Origin of the sequence: Bacillus sp. N5-665 (assembly GCF_022637375.2) — a bacterium.
Lineage (GTDB): Bacteria > Bacillota > Bacilli > Bacillales > Bacillaceae_G > Bacillus_A > Bacillus_A wiedmannii.
In genome coordinates this window covers 3,426,864-3,449,908 of sequence record NZ_CP093325.1, presented here as the reverse complement: position 1 = coordinate 3,449,908, position 23,045 = coordinate 3,426,864, and the positions used below count along the sequence as shown (strand labels likewise).

The 23,045-nt window shown below is 34.5% G+C and carries 24 protein-coding genes and 1 pseudogene; 14 read left to right on the top strand and 11 right to left on the bottom strand.

Annotated features, from left to right (window positions below):
- Positions 1–42: 42 nt before the first annotated feature.
- Positions 43–612, top strand: a complete 570-nt coding sequence (locus MNO09_RS20235) for a hypothetical protein (protein WP_000456962.1) — start codon at positions 43–45, stop codon at positions 610–612.
- Between the two features lie 128 nt (positions 613–740).
- Here the strand turns inward: MNO09_RS20235 and MNO09_RS20230 are convergent, their stop codons facing one another.
- The gene (locus tag MNO09_RS20230) at positions 741–1,631 is read right to left on the bottom strand and encodes an excalibur calcium-binding domain-containing protein (RefSeq protein WP_000996461.1); all 891 of its coding nucleotides are present in this window, start codon (positions 1,629–1,631) and stop codon (positions 741–743) included.
- 208 nt (positions 1,632–1,839) lie between these two features.
- On the opposite strand from MNO09_RS20230, the gene exsG reads away from it, so the two are divergent.
- The gene (gene exsG, locus MNO09_RS20225) at positions 1,840–1,992 is read left to right on the top strand and encodes an exosporium protein ExsG (protein ID WP_000395677.1); all 153 of its coding nucleotides are present in this window, start codon (positions 1,840–1,842) and stop codon (positions 1,990–1,992) included.
- Between the two features lie 216 nt (positions 1,993–2,208).
- Complete coding sequence (locus MNO09_RS20220) at positions 2,209–2,418, top strand: hypothetical protein (RefSeq protein ID WP_000830254.1); 210 nt, start codon at positions 2,209–2,211, stop codon at positions 2,416–2,418.
- Between the two features lie 95 nt (positions 2,419–2,513).
- Here MNO09_RS20220 and MNO09_RS20215 read toward each other — a convergent pair whose 3' ends face one another.
- Positions 2,514–3,353, bottom strand: a complete 840-nt coding sequence (locus MNO09_RS20215; protein WP_000988431.1) for an arylamine N-acetyltransferase family protein — start codon at positions 3,351–3,353, stop codon at positions 2,514–2,516.
- Between the two features lie 549 nt (positions 3,354–3,902).
- On the opposite strand from MNO09_RS20215, the gene MNO09_RS20210 reads away from it, so the two are divergent.
- Positions 3,903–5,504, top strand: coding sequence for an esterase/lipase family protein (locus tag MNO09_RS20210; RefSeq protein ID WP_241950047.1), 1,602 nt, complete (start codon positions 3,903–3,905; stop codon positions 5,502–5,504).
- A gap of 185 nt (positions 5,505–5,689) precedes the next feature.
- Here the strand turns inward: MNO09_RS20210 and MNO09_RS20205 are convergent, their stop codons facing one another.
- Complete coding sequence (locus MNO09_RS20205; RefSeq protein ID WP_000536143.1) at positions 5,690–6,238, bottom strand: hypothetical protein; 549 nt, start codon at positions 6,236–6,238, stop codon at positions 5,690–5,692.
- Between the two features lie 480 nt (positions 6,239–6,718).
- Here MNO09_RS20205 and spoVS point away from each other — a divergent pair, with 480 nt between their 5' ends.
- The gene (gene spoVS, locus MNO09_RS20200; protein WP_000427789.1) at positions 6,719–6,994 is read left to right on the top strand and encodes a stage V sporulation protein SpoVS; all 276 of its coding nucleotides are present in this window, start codon (positions 6,719–6,721) and stop codon (positions 6,992–6,994) included.
- Positions 6,995–7,090: 96 nt separating this feature from the next.
- Here the strand turns inward: spoVS and MNO09_RS20195 are convergent, their stop codons facing one another.
- From MNO09_RS20195 to MNO09_RS20185, 3 genes and pseudogenes are all read right to left on the bottom strand, one after another.
- Positions 7,091–7,591, bottom strand: a complete 501-nt coding sequence (locus MNO09_RS20195) for a YxiF family protein (RefSeq protein ID WP_000069070.1) — start codon at positions 7,589–7,591, stop codon at positions 7,091–7,093.
- 800 nt (positions 7,592–8,391) lie between these two features.
- The gene (locus tag MNO09_RS20190; protein WP_000678744.1) at positions 8,392–9,528 is read right to left on the bottom strand and encodes a site-specific integrase; all 1,137 of its coding nucleotides are present in this window, start codon (positions 9,526–9,528) and stop codon (positions 8,392–8,394) included.
- A gap of 20 nt (positions 9,529–9,548) precedes the next feature.
- Positions 9,549–9,845: pseudogene (locus tag MNO09_RS20185) on the bottom strand (ImmA/IrrE family metallo-endopeptidase); the annotation flags it as partial.
- Here MNO09_RS20185 and MNO09_RS20180 point away from each other — a divergent pair.
- The 4 genes from MNO09_RS20180 (at position 9,831) to MNO09_RS20165 (ending at position 11,816) form a co-directional block, all read left to right on the top strand.
- Entirely contained in the window at positions 9,831–10,055 is a 225-nt protein-coding gene (locus MNO09_RS20180; protein WP_000161462.1) for a hypothetical protein, read from the top strand. The pseudogene MNO09_RS20185 and the gene MNO09_RS20180 sit on opposite strands and share 15 nt — an antisense overlap.
- Positions 10,056–10,172: 117 nt before the next feature.
- The gene (locus tag MNO09_RS20175; protein WP_061673109.1) at positions 10,173–11,180 is read left to right on the top strand and encodes a DnaD domain-containing protein; all 1,008 of its coding nucleotides are present in this window, start codon (positions 10,173–10,175) and stop codon (positions 11,178–11,180) included.
- A 10-nt stretch (positions 11,181–11,190) separates the two neighbouring features.
- Positions 11,191–11,553 carry a hypothetical protein gene (locus MNO09_RS20170; protein WP_001125993.1) on the top strand — a complete coding sequence of 121 codons (363 nt, stop codon included), beginning with the start codon at positions 11,191–11,193 and terminating at the stop codon, positions 11,551–11,553.
- A 71-nt stretch (positions 11,554–11,624) separates the two neighbouring features.
- Complete coding sequence (locus MNO09_RS20165; RefSeq protein ID WP_000511362.1) at positions 11,625–11,816, top strand: DUF3954 domain-containing protein; 192 nt, start codon at positions 11,625–11,627, stop codon at positions 11,814–11,816.
- Positions 11,817–11,988: 172 nt separating this feature from the next.
- Here MNO09_RS20165 and MNO09_RS20160 read toward each other — a convergent pair whose 3' ends face one another.
- The 4 genes from MNO09_RS20160 to MNO09_RS20145 all read right to left on the bottom strand — a co-directional run bounded on the left by MNO09_RS20160 (position 11,989) and on the right by MNO09_RS20145 (position 17,686).
- Positions 11,989–13,482, bottom strand: coding sequence for an exosporium leader peptide-containing protein (locus tag MNO09_RS20160; RefSeq protein ID WP_241950046.1), 1,494 nt, complete (start codon positions 13,480–13,482; stop codon positions 11,989–11,991).
- A gap of 553 nt (positions 13,483–14,035) precedes the next feature.
- On the bottom strand, positions 14,036–14,902 hold the full coding sequence (locus tag MNO09_RS20155; RefSeq protein ID WP_000796374.1) for a hypothetical protein: 867 nt from the start codon (positions 14,900–14,902) through the stop codon (positions 14,036–14,038).
- A 294-nt stretch (positions 14,903–15,196) separates the two neighbouring features.
- A complete protein-coding gene (locus tag MNO09_RS20150; protein ID WP_086398573.1) occupies positions 15,197–15,862 on the bottom strand; it encodes an exosporium leader peptide-containing protein in 666 nt (221 codons plus the stop codon).
- Between the two features lie 507 nt (positions 15,863–16,369).
- Entirely contained in the window at positions 16,370–17,686 is a 1,317-nt protein-coding gene (locus MNO09_RS20145; RefSeq protein WP_088107116.1) for a BclA C-terminal domain-containing protein, read from the bottom strand.
- A 1,587-nt stretch (positions 17,687–19,273) separates the two neighbouring features.
- Here MNO09_RS20145 and MNO09_RS20140 point away from each other — a divergent pair.
- The 4 genes from MNO09_RS20140 (at position 19,274) to MNO09_RS20125 (ending at position 21,309) form a co-directional block, all read left to right on the top strand.
- Positions 19,274–19,930 carry a DUF6944 family repetitive protein gene (locus MNO09_RS20140; protein WP_000431217.1) on the top strand — a complete coding sequence of 219 codons (657 nt, stop codon included), beginning with the start codon at positions 19,274–19,276 and terminating at the stop codon, positions 19,928–19,930.
- 159 nt (positions 19,931–20,089) lie between these two features.
- Positions 20,090–20,260: a hypothetical protein gene (locus MNO09_RS20135; protein WP_000866149.1), complete on the top strand. Its 171-nt coding sequence runs from the start codon at positions 20,090–20,092 to the stop codon at positions 20,258–20,260.
- Between the two features lie 24 nt (positions 20,261–20,284).
- Positions 20,285–20,767 (top strand): ArpU family phage packaging/lysis transcriptional regulator, encoded by a 483-nt coding sequence (locus tag MNO09_RS20130; RefSeq protein ID WP_000166159.1) that lies wholly within the window; start codon positions 20,285–20,287, stop codon positions 20,765–20,767.
- Entirely contained in the window at positions 20,767–21,309 is a 543-nt protein-coding gene (locus tag MNO09_RS20125) for a site-specific integrase (protein WP_001012158.1), read from the top strand. The genes MNO09_RS20130 and MNO09_RS20125 overlap by 1 nt, the downstream gene beginning before the upstream one ends.
- Positions 21,310–21,562: 253 nt before the next feature.
- Here the strand turns inward: MNO09_RS20125 and MNO09_RS20120 are convergent, their stop codons facing one another.
- Positions 21,563–22,189 carry a hypothetical protein gene (locus MNO09_RS20120; RefSeq protein ID WP_000069270.1) on the bottom strand — a complete coding sequence of 209 codons (627 nt, stop codon included), beginning with the start codon at positions 22,187–22,189 and terminating at the stop codon, positions 21,563–21,565.
- Positions 22,190–22,642: 453 nt separating this feature from the next.
- Between MNO09_RS20120 and MNO09_RS20115 the strand changes: the two genes are divergently transcribed.
- Positions 22,643–22,897: a hypothetical protein gene (locus MNO09_RS20115; protein WP_033657800.1), complete on the top strand. Its 255-nt coding sequence runs from the start codon at positions 22,643–22,645 to the stop codon at positions 22,895–22,897.
- Positions 22,898–23,045: the final 148 nt, after the last annotated feature.

Here is a 23,045-nt window from a genome sequence, read left to right as displayed (position 1 = left end):
GACGCTTTTGGGTAGGAAGTATATCTTTTATAGGAGGTTTTTATGGAATATGTTTATCATATGGTACCAGAAGAACTAAAAGGAGAATATTTAATCCCATTAAATGAATTGAAAAGGGTATATCCAATTTTATATGGTGAGTATATACAAAAATATAAAGATCATACTCAAAGGGAGAACTTATTAACACGTAAAATACCAAAACTAGAATGTTTATGGAATGATGTTGTGCATTTTTTACCACTGCATCCTTATGAGATTTATAAAGTATTACTGGAAATAGGAATAAACATTAATACAAATAAACTGTTTTATAAAATTCCTATTAGTGCACTGAATGGTCAGTGTATGGCAATATACAAGTACTCAAAGCATAATTGGGATGGACCAAATAGAGAATTAAAAGAATGTGAAATAGAACTCATCAACTTTAATGAATATAGAGAATTAAAGCAATTAAATACCTGCACAAAAGAATATTACAGAGATGAATACGAAAAGGGTAGAAGATTTGGGATGTTTCACCTAATTCCACATGTTCTTGTCAAAGGGAAAGTGGAGGTGAAACATATTGAAATCATTAATTGGAGTATAGATCCAGTTAATGGTTAATGTTACAAGTATTTAAAAAATAAGATGCTATTTTAAATTGATATATTGCTTACAAGAATGGAAGAGTAATTAGATTTTATACGTAACAGTAAAAAAAAGAAGCTTCTACTAAGCTTCTTTTTTCATTACTATTTTTCACATGCAACTCCATCACCATCACGATCGAGTTTAGAGCTATAACCTGGTTGGTCTCTATATAATGGAGCTTTCCCAGCATTTTTAACTTCAGTACAATTTTTGTAAGTTACATTACTATTGCTACTTGCAGCAGGTTGTGTTTGAGCTTGCTGTGCTTTTTTCTGTTCTTCTTGTTGTTTACGAACTTGCTCATCAGCCTGGCGTTTTTGCTCTTCTTGTTGTTTACGAGCCTGTTCATCAGCCTGGCGTTTTTGCTCCTCTTGTTGTTTACGAGCCTGTTCATCAGCTAGACGTTTTTGTTCTTCTTGTTGTTTACGAGCTTGTTCATCAGCTAGACGTTTTTCATCCTCTTGCTTACGAGCTTGCTCTTCGGCTTGGCGTTTTTCATCCTCTTGCTTACGAGCTTGTTCATCGGCTAGACGCTTCTCATCTTCTTGCTTTTGAGTTTTCTCGTCCGCTTCTTTCTTTTTATCATCTTTTTTCTCTGCATTATTAGAAGCGACTTGTTTATTTGTTGCTGTCGTCTTTTCAGAAGAAGGAGCTGAAATACTTGATAATGCAACAAAAATGACAAATAAAATAGCAGTGATAATAAATTGTTTTTTTGCTACACCTGTCTTTTTAATTACGGATAAGATTGCTAGAACAAGGAAAAAAATAAATAAAATTAAACTTAAAGTAGCAAAAAAATCGATGACTGGGTGTTCAGATTTTGTAGTGCCCATTCCTATTAAGAGAATTGAAATCATAAAAAGAATAACAGTAGGACGACCATAGTGTTTTGCTTTTCCATTTTTCTTAAAGAATGAAATGATACATAGTATTAAAAGAATAAAAGCAATAAAAAATAAAGCTGCACCAATATTACTCAAAATCGCCATTTTTATACCTCCATTTGTAAGATTTTCACTATTGATTATATAGGAACTTATTGGATATTACACGATTTATATAAATTTAGAAAATTAGTATTTTTAATAGACTTATAAACATTTATTTTATATATAAGGAAAAATAGATGTGTTTCCTATTACATTTTTAAAGGAAATTCATAAAGTATAATATATCGATTGAAAGGAGGGGGGTTAAATGGAATTTCAATTATTGGTAACTTGTATATTACAAGAAGGTAATGCTTTCTTTTTAGTAACGAAAGTAGACGATGTTATTACGTTAAAAGTACCGATTACTGCGGGAATAGCAGGTTTATTCTTAGCTTTAGGTGTACCAAGATGTTCTTAATTTAAATTTCTAGAGTAGAAGAGAAGGGATATACCTTTCTCTTTTACTCTTACATAATATGATTATGTAAACTGAAATGTTGTTTTGTAATAGCACGTTTAAAATGGACATGCATATACTATAATGTTTCATTGGATGTTAGTGATGAAAGGTAGTTTTCACACGTGCGTGTAATGATGTTCATTAAGTTATGAAATTAAAGAGGTGCTATTATATATGAAAAGAAGAACATTTGATATTCCAGTTACATTGCGAAGAGAGTGGTTTTTAATAGAATTAGCCCATTTAACGAAAAAATATGGAATTGAAATTGCAACTAGCAAAATGGAAGCTGCACCGTTTTTAAGAGATCAAGTTACGGAATCAAAAATAGGATCAGGGCTCCAATACGATAAATATGATGATGAGTATATGATTGAAAATTAAAGGATAAGAGCAAAATAAATTTCTTTATAACAAAATATAAAATAAAGCAGATTCTAAATATGGAATCTGCTTTATTATGAAATACTTCTAGTCAACTAGCCTCTTTCTAGTGTTTTTCCTACATATTTCACTTGCGTTATTCCAAAAGATTCACGAAGAATGCGAGCATAATCTTTTGATTCTATTGGACGTTTATTTTTGGTGCCTTTAAAGGTTTCTGTATAATTTTTATTTGTTAATGATACGTGACCATAATCAGTTAATTTACAAGTGATAGCTCCTTTATTAAAAGGAGATTCTTTATGTTCTACAATCACTTTTTGAATGTTATTCACCTTTTTCTCATCTATTGGATCTAAAGTAAAGGCATAGCCTATTTTCCATTCATGTGATGGTTCAGATTGCAAGAAATTTGTAGATTCCCCGTTAGCCCCTTTTCTCATTTCTAAAATGTGTGTACCTTTTCGGGTAGTTCGTTTGCGAATTCGATATTCACCCGTTTGAGAAGAGATGACTTCTCCGTTAAAAGGGACTGGATGTAAAGGTAGATGAGAGGCAAAACCGGCATCTATAACATAATCTTTATTATTATGATTTAATATGATAATGACATGACCATCATCGGGTTTCCATTTATTATCGTAAAGATCATAAACAGTACCAGCTACTTTATATACTTGAAATCCACAATCCATTAAAAAGTAATACAATAAGGAGTTTAATTCATAACAAAGACCGCCTCGTTTTTGAATAAGTAACTTTTCTACTAAGTTCTTTTTTGAGATGTCTTTAAAAGTACCAGCCATAATATCAAGATTTTCATAGGGGAGAATCAATCCCATTTTTAAGAGGATTTCATCTAAATCATCAAATGTTACTTCTTCTGCAGGAATTTTTAATCGTTTAAAAAACTCCTTTTGTAACTTGGTCATCATAAAGCATTCTCCTTTCTTGTTACAGAATTTTCTTCTGCTCATCGCTAGGTTAGTACTTCTAAAAGTGTAATTCAAGTCTGCGGAAATTATCATAATATATGTTTCTGGAAATATTATTTTCTATTCGGAAATTTCAGTTTAATATTTAATGGTAGGAAAGTCTTATATTATAAGCCTCTATTTTGTTTAGTTTGTATTTAATTTAAATAAAAGTACATATCTTCATTAACTTTTTTATAATTAGCTGGTAATAAAGTGTTTTTTTACTAAAGTTTTTTCAAGATTTGTATGCTTTATATAAACAATAATAATTGGAGGATATTTGGATTCAGTAAAGTTAACAATTGTTGAGAAACTTTTTTGTAGCGCTCTCTCAAAAGGAAGAGATTGAATCAAAGAGAATAACGTGTGTTAAGGAAGAAGGGGTACTAGTAATCTCTTGAAAATAGGGACAAGATCTTGTTTAAGTAAAAAGATTATCTAGTATTAAGAGAGAAGATAAAAAAATTACAAAGAGCACCTTCTTTCAAAAAAAGTGGGGGGAGTAACATGCGATTGATGAGAAGATGTGTTGCTTTACTAATTGTATTTTTTATCATGGTTCCAATGATTAGCACAAATGTGCGAGCAGAAGTTGTAAAAGAGCTTAAAACAGGCTTTCCAGATAAAGAAGTATTTACACCTGGAGAATGGTTTTTAGGTCAAAAACCTGCTAATTACGATGAGAATAAGCCTCCAATTCTTTTTGTACAAGGAAGGAATGGGAATGCTGATAGTTGGTATGGAAAGACAGTGTATCACGATATAAATGATATGTATGACTATGCTTTAAAAGCAGGTTATCAAACAGTATTTATCCAATTATATGATGCTGCTGGGAAAGGGTCAGCTAGTCAGTGGGATAACGGAAAATTGTTAGCACAAAAATTAGAAGAAATATATAATCACTTCGGTAAAAAAGTTAATATTGTAGCACATAGTAAAGGCGGTATCGATACACAGGCTGCATTAGTAGAATATGGTGCAAATCGATTTGTTGGAAATGTTATAACGCTTGCGACGCCACATCATGGATCAAACTTGGCGGATTTATCATATAGTTGGTGGGCAGGATGGCTTGCTTCTATATTAGGTCAAAAAGATGATGGTACGTACTCATTACAAATGGGGGAAATGGCAAAATTTCGTTCAACGATTGATAATAATCCAGCAGCTAAATTAAACCGTTACTATACGGTTACCGGTACTAGCTGGGGACCAGTATTTTCTGCGCTATCTATGGGCGGGTTATATTTGTCATCATACGGTTCAAATGATGGACTAGTAAATGAGTGGAGTGCTAAGCTGCCATATGGAACGCATTTATTTACAGATTCCAGATTTGATCATGATAATATACGAAAAGGATCTGCTGTTTTCTCTCGAATTGAACCATATTTACATACAGCAAATGTAGCCGTACCAGCTTTAGTAGCATCCAGCACTAATTCAAATGAAAATATAGAACAATTAAATACAACTTCAAATCAAAACATATTAGGAGGAGAATTGCCACAAAATCAGTGGATAGAGCAAACTGTTACGGTTGATAAAAAAGCTGAAGGAATAGTTTCTATCTTAACAGCGTCTTCTGATGTAGAAGTACAAATGATGTCTCCAAAAGGAAAAATGTATACAAATAAGGATAGTGTTATTACTACTGGTGAAGGTGAATCTTTCTTTGGTGGTGCGACAATTAGAACATTTAAATTTGATAAAATGGATGTAGGAGAATGGAAAGTTAAAATGATGGCGAAGCAGTCGAAAGATGCATTTTTAATTGTAAGCGATTACGATAGTGGTGCACCATTTGTTCTCCAAATGCCTACAAAAGTTAAAGTGAATAAATCTGAGTATAAACTGAAAAAATCACCTGTGGCACCTGAAATGAAAGGGGATCTTTCTATAACAGTAAGAGTAGTTAATAAAGAAGGGAAACTAGTCTCTGAATACAATGAATTACAAAAGGGTAATAACAATACGTTTACTGGTGCTTTGAAGGACATAAAGCAACCAGGAGTATATAACGTTACGATGGATATAAAAGGGACGAATAAAGAAGGACAACCGTATAATCGTACAATTGTTAAGTCGGTTTATGTGGAGAAGTAAGAAAGAATGAGAAGTTTTTAATATAAAAAGTACCGAACTTTTGTAGTAGAAGAGTTCGGTACTTTTTTCATGTTTATTAGATTAACAGAAACGTACAATGGAATTTATGTTTGATTATAGGAATCAAAAGAGCATTATTCAATAAAAAAAGATGCTGAAATAGCATCTGAATGTGAAGAGGATTATTAACTTAGTTTTATAACTGTTAATTCAACTGAATTAATACCATTATCACAAGTTGCAATACTTTGACGATTAAAACCACTATTATTTTTCAGTTGAAGAGTGGAATTAGCTGTCACTGTAACAATCGTTTCGCCTGCTAGTTGAAGACATTCGTTATTTGATGAAGTATTCATTTGGAAAGCGAAATCACCTTGACTATTAGCAAGTGGATTATTATTTAAAAATATAGTCATGACTGGAATATGTGGAAATACAGGATTTGAAGTAGTGTTAATCGTTGAAATGAAAGAAACTCTATAATCACCAGCTTGACTAAATTGTATAGTAGTAGGATTTAGTAAGGAAACTCCTCCTGCTATAGGGCCAACGTGATTAAATGGAAAAGGATCTCCAAAAGGAACAGTTATAAACTCAGTTTGCCAAAAAGTACCGTATGCTGGACAGCTTTTTTTATGTGAATGGTCGCATGAACATTTTTTATAGGAACTAGAAGAGGAGTTGCATGAACATTTTTTATTTGAATTTGAAGAATGATAGTATGAACCCAATATATTACCTCCTATTATGAATGAAGTGTATACACATAGTATTTTATACTTGTCTTATATAAAAGGTGATAGATTTGGAGTATAAAGTGCTAATACGATGAAATATAGTAATAGAATAGTAGTTGTAACAATTTTTGAAGAAGAAAAGGTTAATGATTTGGTAAAAATATCAGTGGAATATCTTGAAATGTTAAAGTATAGTGGGAATGTTTATTTTAATTTCACATGTAAAAATAAAACCATTATCCTCAGTTGCAATGATGTGATCGTTAAAGCGAATGTCTATTTTGAAAATTTGTACATTAGAGTTTATGGTTATTCTCTTTTATTTACGTAGTGGGGCAGGAAGAAGACGAAAAGTATCGAATGAATGTACATATGTAGCATTGTTTGCTTTTGGTGTGAATAGTAATAAAAGATACGTTGAAATATTTTAAACCGTAACAAAAGAGCGATTAAATAATAGAGGGAGCAACTTACATGGAAAATATATTAAAAGTATCTTCAAAATCAAAACCAAATTCAGTAGCAGGTGCAATAGCTGGTGTACTAAGAACAAGTGGCAATGTGGAAATTCAAGCGATTGGGGCGGGTTCTATAAATCAAGCGATTAAAGCAATTGCAATCGCAAGAGGATTTGTTGCTCCAAGTGGTATTGATTTGGCCTTTGTTCCAGCATTTCAAGAGGTTACTATTAATGATCAAGAAAGAACGGCGATTAAATTAATTGTAGGTCCTAGGAAGAGAAGGTCTTAAAAGAAAGTGTTGATATGAATAATTTGGAAAGGTTGATAGATAAAGTAATAAAAAGACCACTCTCATTTTTGAAGTGGTCTTTTGTATTTTCGTATTTCATATTGTGGATACGCCCCACATACTGAATTCGTAGTGGTATTCAGTGCGCTCAATAACAATCCCGAATTCTAAATCGTCCCCAACTAATACAAAATCTGCATATCCAGTTAGAAATCTTGATATGGTTGATAACGCTTCTAAATTCTCAAATACTTCAGCAATGTTCAGTTTAACTGCTTCAAATTTACCACCCTTAGAGAAAAAGAGTCTCCCTTGATTAACTGGAAATTTAATAGTTTTAGCTATTTCTTTTAACAATGCTATTGATAGTATTCTGTTTTCTTCATAATTAGTGCTACCAAAATTTTTTATGTTTGAAGTTTGTGCTAGCGTATTAAATAAGTCTTTACAAAATAAATCATTAGATTCTGGATCCATAAATGAGTCCATAGAAACTGTAACAATATTAGAAAGTTCGTCTATCAGTTCTTTTCTACTACCATTTCTTTTTGCTTTCATTTTTAGAATTTCAATTCGGCTTTTATTCATATTACTCAAAATTTTTCACACCTTTACTCGCGTGGTGGGTGAATAAAACCCCACTGACTAAAGTTTTACTTGTTTTTCTAAAAAGGGGATACATGCAAGTTTCCTTTAAGATTCTATCAGTTTGTTCCTCTACATATCTGAGTCGTTTTTCGATGTCGGTTTACTATTATTTATTTTCATTTAGCATAGCCTCTAATTTATCTAATTCAATAAGTAGAGGATCGTCAAATCTTTTTACGAGACCAGTTTCAGTATAGGCTCTCACTGCGCCTTTAATTCCACGAGATTTACTTTGCAGATATGTGGCTAAACGGTTTAATCGTTTTAATAAATCTTTATAGAAGGGATCTTCTTTTTATATATTTTTAAAAATTTCAATTACTATCTCAATTTTATTTAATAGAGTACAGTTTCATTTTTAGACATATATATTTTCTTTCCTTTCCTAATCTAAATTATAAGATAATAGGAAAAAATAAACAGAGAAATAATGAATGGTTTTTAAAATAAAAATTTATCAAATACAGTTAAATTAAAAGGCGATTATTTGCTCATATTTTCCACTCAATTAATATGAAACTACTGTTTTAAAATATATAACAAATAAAAAGTGTCACAAATGCGTATATAACAGGCATTTGTGACACTTTTATAGTTTTAAATAACATAAAATAAACAAACCTAAAACTGCTCATTCTTCTCCCAAGATTCAACGAGATAGTATGAGAAACCTTATTATATCAAGGTTTTTAAGTGGTGATTTCCCTCGATGCTCACATTTTGCTCACATTAAATTTGTTCATCTTTTATCAGGTATTTTCATTAGATTTTATTATGCTCTCGAAGTTTTCCGCCGCTTGTTGCTGCATGTTCTGTGTGATGTGGCTATACTTGTCTAAAGTCATTTGAATAGATGAATTCCCTAAGCGATCTTGTACGATTTTAGGGTGTTCTCCAGCCTGAAGCATGAGTGTAGCGTGAGTATGTCGTAAGTCGTGTATACGAATTCGAGGAACACCAGCTTTTTTATAGTGATCATTCAAAAAGCGATGAGGAGCATCTATATGTAAGGGCGAATGCATCGTATTGCCGGTGAAAATAAAGGCCTCTTCATTCAAGTGTATACCCCAGCGGAAAAATTCTTTCTTTTTATAGGAGTAGTAGGATTGTAATTTCTCTATAACAAAAGAAGAGATACTAATGCTTCTATTTGAAGACTTAGTTTTTGTAGCAGCTTTAAATAGTCCTTTTTCTGTTTTTACAAGCGATTTATTAACCAGGAGACGTTTATTATCAAAGTCAATATCTTTCCACGTTAGTGCAAGTAATTCTCCGCGTCTCATACCTGTATAGATTGCGAGTAAGAAGAACATATGGTACTTAGTATTTTTTTCTTTTAGATACTGGAGGAATCGATTACATTCTTCGCTAGACCATGTTTTCATCTTACCTTGCTCTTCACGTGGTTTTTTAACCTTATTCATTATATTATCATGTATGATTTCCCATTCTACTGCATGTTTGAATATGCATCTGAAGCAGCGATGGATATTGCTGATTGTACCATTTGACAGGCCTTTTTCCTTAAGTTCAGCATAGTAGCTTTGAATCATTACGGGTTTAATACTTTTAATCTTTTTATAACTAAATGGGGGAAGGATATAGAGCCTAACTAAGCTCATGTCTTTTTCATAAGATGTAATTTTTAATTCAGCTTTACGAAGAGGCTTTAACTTTTCCCATACATCTAAAACAGTTAATTGTTTGTCATCAAAATATATGCCTTTCTCTATCTCCGTAATCATCGTTGCAGCAGCATTTTGGGCTTCTTTTTTTGTTCTAAATCCACTTTTACTTTTTTGCTGGCGTTTTCCTGTGGCCGGATCTATACCGATATCTATTGTAAAAGACCAAGTATTTCCACGTTTACGAAAACTTCCTTTCATATTCAATACCTCCTGCATCGTTATTTTTGAAAATTACAGTATTGTGATATTTGATTCTGTAATTTACTTGCTAATAATTGATTTTCATAATGTAAAAGCCTTTTTTCAGCAAATTGTGTTGTTACATTGAATTTTTCTGAGATTATATATGCTTTTAACTGTAGGGGAGGAAGCTTTCGTAACATAAAAGTAGGTACACAAAATTGTTGTGCGAAGTTTTTAGCCTTTGCTTCTTGATAATCTAGAAACATTTGATGCATTAATAATTGATTACCAGAATGAAATAGGATGTGACAGGTCTCATGACCAAAATCCTCTGCATGGTTACATGTCTTCATAATTTGTTCAACGCTGAATCGTTGGATGAAGCAAATCATTGGGAGAAGGAATTAAATAGATGCGCAAAAGAATTTAAGAGCCTTCGTAATGAAAAAGAGGATCACGATGTATCAAAGAGTTATCGTGTAGTTGTTAAAAGCCTTCAAGGGCAGGGGATAAATGCATCAGTAGTTAGTCGAAGAAAATAAAAAATCTATCACTTGGCAGAGTGATAGATTTTAGACTCTTATAGAGAGTCTTTCTAAAAATTGAATTGGATTAAGTATATCAAAGCAAATCAAGTAAAACAATGGAGGATGAATAATATGGCAGTTTATAGACCTGTTCAAGTTTCATATTGGCAAGATGCTTTCGTTTTAGATCTTACACCGGAGGAGAAATACTTCTATTTATACTTAATGACTAATAGCAAAACTTCTCAGAGTGGTATCTATGAGCTTCCACTACGAGTGATAGAAATGGATACAGGATATAACCGTGAAACGGTTGAGAAGCTGCTAGAGCGGTTTGCTGATTACGAGAAAATTCATTACAACAAAAAGACGAAAGAAATTGTGTTGATTAATTGGCTTAAATTCAATGCTATTACAAATATGAATATTGAAAAGTGTGTGTTAAAAGAAATCCAAAATATTAAGTGTGAAGATTTTTTAATTGATTTTTATGAGACATGTTTAGATTTAGAACAGCAGCAAGATTTTAAAATTCCTCGTATTAAGGAATACTTCCAAGCTCGTTTTGAGTGGCTTATAAGGGGCTTCGAAGACCCTACGAAGGAAAAAGAAGAAACAAAAACAGAAACAAAAGAAAAAGAAGAAACAAAAACAGAAACAAAAGAAAAAGAAGAAACAAAAACAAAAGAAGAAGCAGCAAGCTGCTCAAGTGATAAAAAAGTTGCAGAAGAAAATCCAATAGCATTTTATGAGCAAAACTTAGGAGTTCTTAAACCATTTGTGGCTGAAGGGATTAATGCGTGGATTGAAGATTTGAATGCACAGCTTGTTATCAAAGCAATGAAAATAGCTCTAGAAAAGAATGCACCTAATATGTCTTATGTACAAGGTATTTTAAGAGATTGGCATGCTAAGGGGTATAAGAGTATTACTGATGTTGAGGCTGCACAAACTCAATTCCGTAAGAAATACCAGTCTCGTGGTGGGAGAAGTAATACTAGAAAAGAAATCGTCCCTGATTGGTTACATACACAAGATACAGAAGTGCAATCTCAGCCTGTAAAGCACGATGAAATGGATTTAGAGGGTGAACGTAAACGTTTAGAACAAGTGTTATCTAAATATAAAAAAGAGGTTTAGGAGGATTGTAATGCCAAAGCAGTTAACAATATTTGATGTTGAGCCTGTAGTAGCATTCGATACTGAGAAAGCAAACATTCATCGATTAAATTCTAAAGTTCGTTTTACGGATGTAGTTGTTCAAGTACCAAAGCAAGTAAGAGCTACTGATGAATTAAAACCAACAACAGCGCCAAATGATCAGTATGAATTATTTGAGGAATATACAATTGGAATTTGGAGATTTAAGCGAGTGGAAGATAAGCAGTTCGATTGGGAAGAAGCGGAGGAGCTTTGCAAGTCTGCGAGAGATAATAAAGAACCGATTTCAATACGAATTTATTTATCATTAGAACAATCATTTATTCCCGATAATGTTGTGGAATATCTATAACAAAATAAAAAAGTCGAGATTGCTCCCGACTTGCTTCGACAAAATAATCATAACATACGGGAGTGGTCTTAATGGGAATTATTAAAGAAAATCTTGTAGAAATGAAAGCTGAAATAGATTTGGAAATAAACGGAATATATGTTGTTAAAAATGGTCAGGTCCAACTAATAGAACCACCCCAAGGTGGATTTGGTGAACAATCATTTGTATATCAAAGTGGAAAAGTAATTCGTATGGAAGAACGAAAAACACAGTTACTTTAATCAAATTTGAATTTTGTTAAGAAATATACACTTTGTTTATGATATATATATTAACTTTCGGATATCGGATTTGCTTAGAAACTAAAAAAGTCTCTACAATCAGAATTGAAGAGACTTTTCTTTCACATATCATAGCAATTTAGCTCCTATTAAAATAGGATTTAAGTTCTTTTTAAGGTGTACCGATAGTTACTGCCAGCAATGCAGCAATTCTATCTAGAGCTTCCTGCACTGTAGTAGGAGGAAGAGGAGCCCAGTTTGCTGGATTAATAGGTGTATAAGCTAAATCGAAAGCATCATCAACTCTAATCAAAGATGTATTTGTTCCTAAAATATTTATCCGGGAACGAATAGGTAAAGAATCAACTGTTGCTCTGACTCTTGTAATAACGTCATTAACGCCATTGACAATTAAATTCCCTGAATTAGGGCTGGGATTGAAAATGTTTTCTGTAATAGCGAAGCTGGTTAAATTTAAGGGGTCAATTGGAATATGACCAGATAGCACATTAATAATGACATTACCATTTATTCCTCCACCAACTAAATTGACTTGGGTATCTGTAGTAGCTTGTGAATTAATAGTAATATTTCCACTAGAAACGAATGAAGCAAACATCGCCATGTTAATTCCATTTTGAGTATAACCACCGGATAACATTGAATCACGGATATTCACTTGGTTCACAGAAGTCGATAAAGCTGTGAATATAGGAGTAGGGGTTATATTAACGCTAACAAAGAATAATTTACCTGAAACACTTTGCGCTGTTTGAAAGTTAAAGTCCAGAGGCCCACTTAGTAATGTCAGATCGACAAACCCAGATCTAGGATCTTGTGAAAAGTTCAAATCAAACCAAGACGGATCATTTATATCGAAAGGAATTTGTAATCTAGTTAATAAAGTACTAGTTCCTACTAATTGAACGTTAGCTTTTAAATGAATTAATGGTTCAATATAGTTACCAGGTCCAATAGAGATAGCATAACGTTTAGTTATATTTAAAGGATCCGGAAATGGCGCAATAGCATCCGTTATTGATGCCATTGCTGCAGTTACTGTTAAAAATGGTGCGCATTCAGAACCATCAGCAGTAGCGTCATTACCAGCTTTGTTTACATAGACGATTTGAGTGAATATTGGTAGAGGTTCTATGCATCCAGGTCCAGTGTCCCCGGTAGGCCCAGTGCCCCCGGTGGGTCCAGTGTCCCCGGTAGGTCCAGTGTCTCCGGTAGGCCCAGTGCCCCCGGTAGGCCCAGTGCCCCCGGTAGGCCCAGTGCCCCCGGTGGGTCCAGTGTCTCCGGTAGGTCCAGTGCCCCCTGTAGGTCCATCGGGTGGTCCAGTAGGCCCGGTAGGTCCAGTGGCTCCTGTAGGTCCATCGGGTGGTCCAGTAGGCCCGGTAGGTCCAGTAGGCCCGGTAGGTCCAGTGTCCCCGGTAGGCCCAGTGTCCCCGGTAGGTCCAGTGTCCCCGGTAGGTCCAGTGCCTCCGGTAGGTCCAGTGCCTCCGGTAGGTCCAGTGCCTCCGGTAGGTCCAGTGCCTCCGGTAGGTCCAGTGCCCCCGGTAGGTCCAGTGGGTCCGGTAGGCAGTGTGAATGGTGGAATAGCTGGTAAAGTAGGTCCGAGTAAATCTGGATTTATTGAAGCAGAAGATAAAAAATCGTCCATTATATTTTCACCTCTGAAAAATTCGTATTACTAATAGTAAATGTGAAGGTAGAGTAAAGTGAAATGGACAAACGAGGAATTAGGCAATGGGATTTAAAAAAAGCGTTATTTGAATAGAAAAGAGGCAAGCAAAGATAAAATAAGACCGCTCCTTTTATAGGAACGGCCGTACAAATATCATGTGCTGGAGGTCGCTCCAAATGGCATAAGATGTTTTCTCTAAAAAGTATGGACAAGAAGTTTTACGATTATACGTAAAAACGGCAGGCAACTAATTAAGTTACCCGCCTGTTCTCAAGTGGTACGGAGGAGAGAGCTCCGTTTGGAAAGAGTACAGCCGTGGGAAATCGGCTTGCAGATAGTATGTACGATATAAAAAAGATTATTCGTAAAATGAAATATGAATGGTTTTTTAATGAAAGTATTATTTTGTAGGATATTAATTAAATCGGAATTTTGTTAAGAGATGAAATGTTGAATAAATGTGAATGATTAGATGATACTAAGGTAAAAGAAAAAGAACCCTTTATAAGGATTCTTTTGGGGAGTCAATCTAACATTCACATTCGTAATCACGGGAATATTCATCGCACGAATCATTTCTATCATTGCAGCAGATACAAAATGTCTTTTTAATCAATACTTCAATGAAATTAAGGAATTCGGTATTATTTGTGAGAGTAAGGCTTTGAAAATCTTCTACTTGAAATACTCTTGTTTCATTTGTAGCAAGAGTCACGATAATTGGTGTAGGAGATTTTCTTGTTTGAATAGTGACTTCGATGGGGGAGACATCTTCGGGAACAGATATTTGAAGTAATGTTTTGTTGTGATTATTAGTGAAATCTTCAAAAACTCTTCTTGAAGTGTCAGGGGGTACGATAATAGTTAAAGGTGCATTTTCGGTTGGGGTAGTTTCTGAACCAGCTACGGTATGAGTTTCGATGAAACAGTTATCTTTTTGATAGTGAGAATTTGATTGTTCTTTATAATACTTGTTACGAGAATCATTTTGATTATTGCAACAGATACAAAATGTTTTTTGAATGAATATACCAATATTGCTATTGATATTAGTATTATTTGTGAGAGTGAGACTATGGAAATCCTCTACTTGGAATACCTTGGTTTCACCTGCAACTATTGTTACAGTAATCGGCAGACGAGAACTTCTTGTTCGGATAGTTACTTCAATTGGTTGGGAAGTACCGGGAATGCGAAGATCAAGTAATGTTTTATTGTGGTTATTGGTGAAATCTTCAAAAGCAGTTCTTGTAGTGTTAGCTGGTACGCTGAAATTTAAAGTTGTATTAGAACCAGATAATGTATGGGTTTCAATAAAACAGTTGTCTTTTTGGTGGTGAGAATACGATTGTTTTTTGTAATATTTTTTACCATCTTTATAAAAATAATCAGCCATACTTATGTCGCTCTCCTTTCTTTGAGATATCTATATATTTTATTAAAAGAAGAATAGAGTGCTTGTACAAAATAATAAAATCCGCTCTCGTAATTAATTAAAAACGTTATTTGATATGTAAATGTAAGAGCACTTCGGGAAGTGCTCTGTAAAGACTATTCATTCTAAAAGAAAAGAATATAAAATATTTTATGAATTTATTTTTGATTTTGTGTGTATTCTTTGTACAAAAATTTCATTGGAAACTGCAAACTAGATGCCATAATAACACCTAGTTTTAAAGGCGTACTTGTACTAGTTTAATTTGATAATGTTTAATTCTAAAGCATTTATTCCATTATCGCATGTACGAATGGCTGTTTCGCCTACAAAGCTATTATTTATAAGTTGAAGTGTTGAGTTGGCTGGGACTGATAAAATAGTGTCTCCAATGAGTTGAGCGCAATCTACATCCTCTGGATCTAGTATTGAAAGACCGAAAGTAGCTTTGAAATTTGGAATCAGACTGTTATTTAATAGTATAGAAATGGTAGGCGAATAAGGAAATGAAAGGGCTACAGTCAAGTTAATCGAGGAAATGAAAGAAATTCGATAATCCCCAGCTTGTGTGATATTAATTGTGGTTGGATTTAACAGAGAAATTCCCCCCACCATAGGGTCAGCCTGATTAAAAGAAAAAGGGGATTCGAAAGGAACTGTAATGATTTCCGTTTGCCAAAAAGTTCCGTAAGCTACTGATAGTGATCCAGTCGGTCCAGTCGGCCCAGTCGGCCCAGTCGGCCCAGTCGGTCCAGTCGGTCCAGTCGGTCCAGTCGGCCCAGTCGGTCCAGTCGGCCCAGTCGGTCCAGTCGGCCCAGTCGGTCCAGTTGGCCCAGTCGGTAGTGTGAATGGTGGAACGGGTGGTAAAGTAGGTCCAACTAAATTAGGGTTTATTGAAGTAGAAGATAAAAACTCGTCCATTATATTTTCACCTCTGAAAAATTCAGTTCTTATTACTAATAGTAAATGTAGGGGTAGAACAAAATGAAATGGACAAGCGCTTGTATTTTATAAATTAAACAAAATAGTTATTGTATAGATAAAAATATACAGAACCCGCTAGTTATAACGGGTTCTGTGTACAAGGAATACAAGGAGGCTGGTCCAGGGCGACCTGTGTATTCACTTGGATGATAATACTATATTCAAAGTGGATAAAAAGGTTAATGGCAACTAAATAAAATTCTTATTTCATAGCAAATACAAAAGAGCACACATATAAGCGTGCTCTTAAATAAGAAAGGTAGAATGCTATGAATGGGAAGTTTCCATAAAATAACATATGCTTGTCTGGTTTAAATGTGAAAAGTTTTAAACAAAAGCGTTATTTTAATTAAAAGAGCAGCTAGCAAAAGCTAACTGCTTGTTAAAAAAAAGAATCCACTCTAGGTTATTAACTGCTAGAGTTTCAAGAAATAAATCATTAAATTAAATTAATTTTTCAATTACAATCGAAGCATTTATATTCGTTTGTGTTCCACCTGCCAAAGTCTGCAAAGTAACTGCAGCAGCGGAAGTATGATTATTAAGGGTAATAATATCACCTGCAGCTAAAGCGAGAATTGTTTGGCCGTTGTTTGGTTGAGTCCCTGCACCTGATCCATAAACTGCGCTGGTAACCGGAGCACCATTTAAAAAAAGTGTGAATTGATTAGGCTCAACTCCTGATACAGAAAAAGAAATTTTATAATCTCCTGCATTAAGAACCATTAATTGAGAAGTTCCCAGTGTATGAGTAAAACCAGATGTCATTCTACCATGTGAATTAAAAAGAATAGGTGCTTCTAAGGCAACAACTTGAGCTGCTGTATTGAAAACATAAGCATAATGAGATAACCCAGATACTGTAAGACCGGTAGGCCCAGTAGGTCCGGTAGCTCCAGCGGTTCCTGGTAATCCAGTAGGCCCAGGAATGCCTTGGATGCCTTGGATACCTTGAAGCCCAGTTGGGCCAGTCGGGCCGATAGGTCCAATAAGTCCCGGATTACCTTGAATACCTTGGATACCCTGAATTCCAGTCGCCCCAGTTATTCCAGTGGGTCCAATAGGACCAATAGGCCCCGGATTACCTTGAATCCCCTGAATCCCTTGACTTCCTTGAGGTCCAGTGGGGCCAGGAATCCCTTGGATACCTTGAATACCTTGAAGTCCAGTTGGTCCTGGTGACCCAGAAGGTCCAGTGGGGCCAGTCACTCCGGTTGGTCCTGGTGGTCCCCCAGAAGGTCCAGTCGGGCCCGTTGGTCCTGGCGGTCCCCCGGAAGGGCCGGTAGGTCCAACAGCTCCAGAAGGTCCAGTTGGACCTACAGAACCAGGAATGCCAGGAATCCCTTGAGGGCCGGTCGGACCAGGAATCCCTTGAATCCCTTGAATGCCAGGAATCCCTTGAATGCCAGGAATCCCTTGAATTCCAGTGACCCCTGTTATTCCAGTGGGTCCAATAGGACCTTGAATGCCAGGAATGCCTTGGATACCTTGGCTACCTTGAATTCCAGAAGGTCCAGTTGAACCAATAGATCCAGAAATCCCAGGAATCCCTTGAGGTCCAGAAATACCTTGAGGCCCAGTAGGTCCCAGGCTACCTTGAATTCCAGTAGGCCCGGTAGGTCCCCGAGGTCCACCTGAAGGTCCGGTAGCTCCAGTAGGTCCCGAAGGTCCAGTAGCACCAGTTAATCCAGTAGACCCGATTTGAGGTAAAGGAAAGGCACATGGAAAGGGTATGTGACAATTCTTTTTAAATTTACTCATTTTTACAACTCCCTTATAAATTAACTAACAATTTATATTTATACTTTAACAACTTATGAGTAACCAGACACACGGGTGTAAGGAAAAACCCTACAATAATTACATAAAAGGTTTTAAGAGCAAGCCTTTATTTCACATTCCATACCAAAAAGAGCACTATATATAAGTGCTCTTCGGATCAAATCTCTTAGTGTAAAAGAGTACGTGATACCAAATGTAATTTTTTCATGTGCGTGAAGTATTTGAAGAAAAAGCTATTTTAGTAGGGAACAAGTTTAAAAGGCCCTGGTTGACACAGGACCTTTTAAAAGGGAACAACACTTGACATGTTAATAATTATGACTGAAAGTTACTTTCATATTACCATTATTGGGATTTTAATTCCAATAATGGTTGTTGAGAAATAAAAAATTATTTGGCACAACAAAGCAGCTAGCTGAAGTAGCTAACTGCTCCATTGTACGCTTTTAGAAGTAGCATAGGATACAACTATAGTATAAACGGATATCGAAATATTATGCAGGAAAGAAAACTAAACAAAAATTTCATTTTGTAGAAATATAGAAACTAAAAAAGAGCACCATGCATAAGTTCCCTTTAAGATAGGAGGTAACACTTTGAGCTGGGGCTAGGTTAGAAGTATATGGTGTAAAAAAAGAAATAAGACCTAAATTTTATTATTAAATCAATATAAAAGAGCAGCTAGCAAAAGCTAACTGCTCAGCCCTCAGAGAAAGGGAAAAAGAAAATTACAGAGGTCACTGTGAATTCAAGCTGTATCAGCCCATGTATAGTATTGGACAAAATTTAGAGTTTTATTCGGACAAACCAAAAAAGAGCAGTTATCATAGCTAACTGCTCTGTGAATAAGAAGAACGCAATGGTCATTCGTATTCAACCTTGGTGTACCTATATTGTTAACATGTTTTAGAAATTTATTCAATATAAGAGCAGTTAACAAAAGTTAACTGCTCAAGTAGATACAACTTGGGTAAGAAGCAAGTTGTATTGCGATTAATATTGTTAGAATATCGAATTTTATTCGTTTTAATAAAAAAGCAGCTAGCAAAAGCTAGCTACTGAGCCCCAGGGAAGGGAGAGGAGCGATATATTAGGTCTAAGTTTGGAATAAGGGTTTTAAATTTTAAGACCTAACCTAAATATAGTATGGATTTTGTTTGAGTTATTATGCATATAACTTGTTCCTCTTAAAAGAATACTAACAAACAAAGCAGCTAGCAAAAGCTAACTGCTCAGTCTTAAATAAAATCTAACTGGTTACAGCACATTAAAGATGGGTTATCTATAGTATGGATGGAATATTGAGTTTTATTCAGTGGATAGATGCATTTAATGAAAGAATGCAGACCACCATATTCCGAATAATGCAATCCAACCAATGCTAAGTAATATGTATAAAAGCAATATAGAATTACGTTTAATAAATACGTATAATTCCTAAAAAGGTACTTTTATAAGACATTATTATAAAAAAGGAGATGGTAAAGAGACATTTGAAATTATTAACAGTGAGATGAGTAATTGAATAGGATTATATTAATTACTTAATGCTGGGATATGTTTTAAATGGAGAACCAATTTAAAGAGATATTTGGTGCATGGGTTGCAGCAATAGGAACAATTACTTCCGCTATTGGAAGTACGCCTTTTGATTTTATAAGCAGTAATGTAAGAAAGGATTTAAATGTTTATGGAAACGTATTACAGGCTGTTGGAAATGCCTTAGAGGCTGATGGTCAAGGAGAAGTTTCTCTTGAACAAATTGGTAATGAAATCCAATCGATTGGTAACGTCACTGTAATATCTGGATTAATTATTGATTTTAAAGAGGAAACACAAATTAAATTAGTGATTGCCGGGAATTGGACACAAGCATTGGGTGGACTTACAGCATTAGCAGATGAATTTGAGGATACATCCGATAAAGATGAACACTTAAATATTATAGGAAACTTATTACAATCAATTGGGAATTCATTACAGGCAATAGGGGGTATTGACGAATTAAAAAGTATCAGAAATGAGGACCAGTCTAATAAAGAAGGTAATGTAAATGATGTGGAGAAAGATACAAACACTCAGGTAAACAACGAAACTAATGAAAATGAAGAAGGAAAGCTAATAGATATTATAGGAAGTTGGGTTCAAGCAGTTGGTTCTGTAATTTCATTAATTGGACAAATACGTGAAGAGAGTGAGGAATTGGAAGGGAACGATGAATAGAGTAATTTAATAGAACAGTTAAAACAGTAATTCTTTTAAAGTGAAAGCAAACAGAATATAGTCCGGCTAGAAAACTAGAGGACACCAATTCATTAAAGCAGCAATGAAAGCTGTTTTAGGGATAGGTGTCCTTTTTATTTTGAAAAGGGAGATGGGGAAATGAAGGTGCTAAAAGATCAATTGCGCGAATGGAAAAAGCAATCAAAACAAGCTAAGAAGAAAAACAAGAAAAAACGAAAAGAAAAATTAAGCACTCGTGACATTGAAGATTTAATGGGAATTCGTGGTCCACGTTATGAACGTAGACGTGGAGCGTTAAGACAAAAGTAAAAAAATAAAAAGGAGTGGTCCTACATGACTAAACAATTATCTTTCTTACCAAAAATCGATAGATCAGCAACACAGGAGGAATTAGAAGGTGTGTTGGAAAGCGTACGTATACATAGGCAATTTGGGATGATGCGTAAAGAAATGAAAGTTACTCCTTCTTATGAAATGCGTGAGCATGGTCCTACACATGCAGTTGGTAAGCCGTTAGAAGATGTTGCTATAGCAAATATTCAACAAAGCAAGCGAGAAGAGTGGCTTGAGAAAATGTCAGTACGTATTAATCAGTTTTTAAACCGATTAGGAAATGGACGTGCAGGCAGTATCCAAAGAGATATTATTTATAAACGTTATTTAGAAGAAGAGGACGTATGTGATTATATGGTTTATAACGAAATAGGGATGTCAGAGCGTACTTATCGACGTTGGAAGTCTAAAGCGTTTTATAAACTGGCTTTTGCACTTAGATTAGAAGTTTACGAGACAGAAGAAAAGGGAGGTAATGAATAATGAATTTCGTTCAACCGATACGTGATCCGGAGCAAATACAACAGCTAAAAGAGTACTTTAAGGAAAAAAGCTTACGTAATTACATTCTTTTCATTATGGGTATTAATACAGGTCTTAGAATCTCAGATATTTTGAAACTAAAAGTAGGGGATGTCAAAGGCAGTCATATATCTATGAGGGAAAAGAAAACAGGGAAACAAAAACGAATACAAATTACTGCAGCACTGAAAAGAGAACTTAAATGGTTTATTGAAGAAAGAGAAGACAATGAGTATTTATTACAAAGTAGACAAGGGAAGAATCGTCCAATTGGTCGTAGCATGGCATATAAGATATTAAGTGGAGCAGCGGCAGAGTTTGGGTTAGATGAAATAGGAACCCATACGTTAAGAAAAACGTATGGGTATCATATGTATATGCAAACGAAAAACATAGCATTACTTATGGAAATATTTAATCATTCGTCAGAGAAGGTTACGTTACGTTATATAGGTGTAAATCAAGATGCAATGGATAAAGCAATGATTAGGTTTAAAATCTAATCATTGCTTTTTTCTTTTTAAATCTAGGGGTATTGCCAGCATTGTTGAAAAAACCACGCTAAGAGCATACAAAATTTTATACAGTTTTCGACTAATCCAGTAACAAACGAGAACCCGAAAACCCGCACCAGGAGTAGGTCCCCTTGTCAGAGTAAGGGGCCACTTTTTCCTTGCTATCGATAATAGGACGTTATATTAACTAGTTTTGTATAGAATATTCATGTGTTCCTTAGAAAACTAAAGGGCCAGTTTATCATTCACAACTGTACTTGAACTTAGGTTCTGTCTGAATATAAAAAGCATTTCTTACTTGTGCACTCCAATTTGCAAAAGCTGATCTCCATTCAGGAGTGTTAAAGAATTGGTCTACAGTTTGAGTTTCAGAATGCCAAACTATAAATAGGTTAAGTGGGGCAATTCCTCCTGCCCAAATTCCATTATTTACGTCAGTATCTTCTTCTCTTACTAATAATAAGGGTAGACCAAATTGAAAAGCCATTGAAGGTTCTACTTGTGAATAAACTGATCCTACCCAGAATGGAGTTGATGGTGGAAGAGGTCCTACATTGACGTCAACTGTTTGAATTTTAAAACGACGAAGGTTTACTGCCAACATTCCATAGCTTGATGAAACTAGACGACGAATATCAGTTAAAATGGATTCCGGATAACTTTCACTTAAAGGCAATGTACGTGGAAAAAGCAAAGCATACTCAATTTCTAAAATTAGACGGTTTAGAAACCGTTGTTGGTTGTCATTTAAATGAGTTGTCGTACTTAAAAATATGGGAATACGATAAGCACGGTCAATACACTCTTGATGTGCCGATTCTATTTTCACTTTATTTTTACTTAAAGATTTATGCTCATTATTACTCATTTTCTCACCTCCTTTTTTAATACTATATAGAAAAGGAATTAGTTAGTTTGGACATAATTGCCTTTATGGGAACCTAAAGGGTTTTTCTTACTTAAAAAAACAAGTTATAAAAATTAATACAGGTACTCAAAGAAGGAAAAACTGATAAAATTTAACTTCCAATAACGAGAAATATGTAAACAAGCTGTCCATATGGGCAGCTTATTTTATTTTTTTACACAGCGTAGGTTATTTTGCAAAATGTTGGTGGTATCCCTATACAGTTACTCATAATTTTTGTACTGTGTAACTCAAAAGAGAAAGTGAAATGAAATCAATGATAGCAAGGGATTTCACGCTAGGGTCAGTTACACACAATATAAGATATGGGTAACTGGGAAAAGAATTTATATGATGAAATTACGATGGTAGTTATGGGATTGTACTATTTAATATGAGAGAATTAACGTGAACATGATAATAACTAAAGTTGCACCAATTTCAGGATTTATAGGAGCGATTATAGCATTGGTAGTCAATGCACATTTTATTAATACGGGTAAAAAAGCAGAGGTAAGACAGCACGCCCATCAACTTAAGAAATCAGGACAAAAAAGTCATTTTGGAGTCGTCTGTTTGGTAAAGAACTCAAAATTTAATGCTAAAGAGAATTTCGCTTTTGATCTTTTATTAATAATGATATATAATTTGAAATTTTTAACACTATAAATGTTAGTCAAGCATATAATATAGTATCGGAATAGGTTTCACTCACTTATTTCAGTTTACTTTATTTTATAGTTTTCTTTTTCAAGAACACCAAAATGGACATTGGTGTTCTTTTTAAGTAGGTTAATTTTGAACGTTTAGAAGTTCT

Excerpts from the sequence above, each read along its gene's own strand:
- MNO09_RS20160 (WP_241950046.1), bottom strand. The coding sequence starts at position 13,482 with ATGGACGATTTTTTATCTTCTGCTTCAATAAATCCAGATTTACTCGGA.
- exsG (WP_000395677.1), top strand. The coding sequence starts at position 1,840 with ATGGAATTTCAATTATTGGTAACTTGTATATTACAAGAAGGTAATGCT.
- MNO09_RS20165 (WP_000511362.1), top strand. The coding sequence starts at position 11,625 with ATGGGAATTATTAAAGAAAATCTTGTAGAAATGAAAGCTGAAATAGAT.
- MNO09_RS20155 (WP_000796374.1), bottom strand. The coding sequence starts at position 14,902 with ATGGCTGATTATTTTTATAAAGATGGTAAAAAATATTACAAAAAACAA.
- MNO09_RS20120 (WP_000069270.1), bottom strand. The coding sequence starts at position 22,189 with ATGAGTAATAATGAGCATAAATCTTTAAGTAAAAATAAAGTGAAAATA.
- MNO09_RS20235 (WP_000456962.1), top strand. The coding sequence starts at position 43 with ATGGAATATGTTTATCATATGGTACCAGAAGAACTAAAAGGAGAATAT.
- MNO09_RS20210 (WP_241950047.1), top strand. The coding sequence starts at position 3,903 with ATGCGATTGATGAGAAGATGTGTTGCTTTACTAATTGTATTTTTTATC.
- MNO09_RS20140 (WP_000431217.1), top strand. The coding sequence starts at position 19,274 with ATGGAGAACCAATTTAAAGAGATATTTGGTGCATGGGTTGCAGCAATA.
- MNO09_RS20175 (WP_061673109.1), top strand. The coding sequence starts at position 10,173 with ATGGCAGTTTATAGACCTGTTCAAGTTTCATATTGGCAAGATGCTTTC.
- MNO09_RS20230 (WP_000996461.1), bottom strand. The coding sequence starts at position 1,631 with ATGGCGATTTTGAGTAATATTGGTGCAGCTTTATTTTTTATTGCTTTT.
- spoVS (WP_000427789.1), top strand. The coding sequence starts at position 6,719 with ATGGAAAATATATTAAAAGTATCTTCAAAATCAAAACCAAATTCAGTA.
- MNO09_RS20115 (WP_033657800.1), top strand. The coding sequence starts at position 22,643 with ATGATAATAACTAAAGTTGCACCAATTTCAGGATTTATAGGAGCGATT.
- MNO09_RS20135 (WP_000866149.1), top strand. The coding sequence starts at position 20,090 with ATGAAGGTGCTAAAAGATCAATTGCGCGAATGGAAAAAGCAATCAAAA.
- MNO09_RS20150 (WP_086398573.1), bottom strand. The coding sequence starts at position 15,862 with ATGGACGAGTTTTTATCTTCTACTTCAATAAACCCTAATTTAGTTGGA.
- MNO09_RS20215 (WP_000988431.1), bottom strand. The coding sequence starts at position 3,353 with ATGATGACCAAGTTACAAAAGGAGTTTTTTAAACGATTAAAAATTCCT.
- MNO09_RS20170 (WP_001125993.1), top strand. The coding sequence starts at position 11,191 with ATGCCAAAGCAGTTAACAATATTTGATGTTGAGCCTGTAGTAGCATTC.
- MNO09_RS20125 (WP_001012158.1), top strand. The coding sequence starts at position 20,767 with ATGAATTTCGTTCAACCGATACGTGATCCGGAGCAAATACAACAGCTA.
- MNO09_RS20220 (WP_000830254.1), top strand. The coding sequence starts at position 2,209 with ATGAAAAGAAGAACATTTGATATTCCAGTTACATTGCGAAGAGAGTGG.
- MNO09_RS20145 (WP_088107116.1), bottom strand. The coding sequence starts at position 17,686 with ATGAGTAAATTTAAAAAGAATTGTCACATACCCTTTCCATGTGCCTTT.
- MNO09_RS20190 (WP_000678744.1), bottom strand. The coding sequence starts at position 9,528 with ATGAAAGGAAGTTTTCGTAAACGTGGAAATACTTGGTCTTTTACAATA.
- MNO09_RS20130 (WP_000166159.1), top strand. The coding sequence starts at position 20,285 with ATGACTAAACAATTATCTTTCTTACCAAAAATCGATAGATCAGCAACA.
- MNO09_RS20180 (WP_000161462.1), top strand. The coding sequence starts at position 9,831 with ATGACCAAAATCCTCTGCATGGTTACATGTCTTCATAATTTGTTCAAC.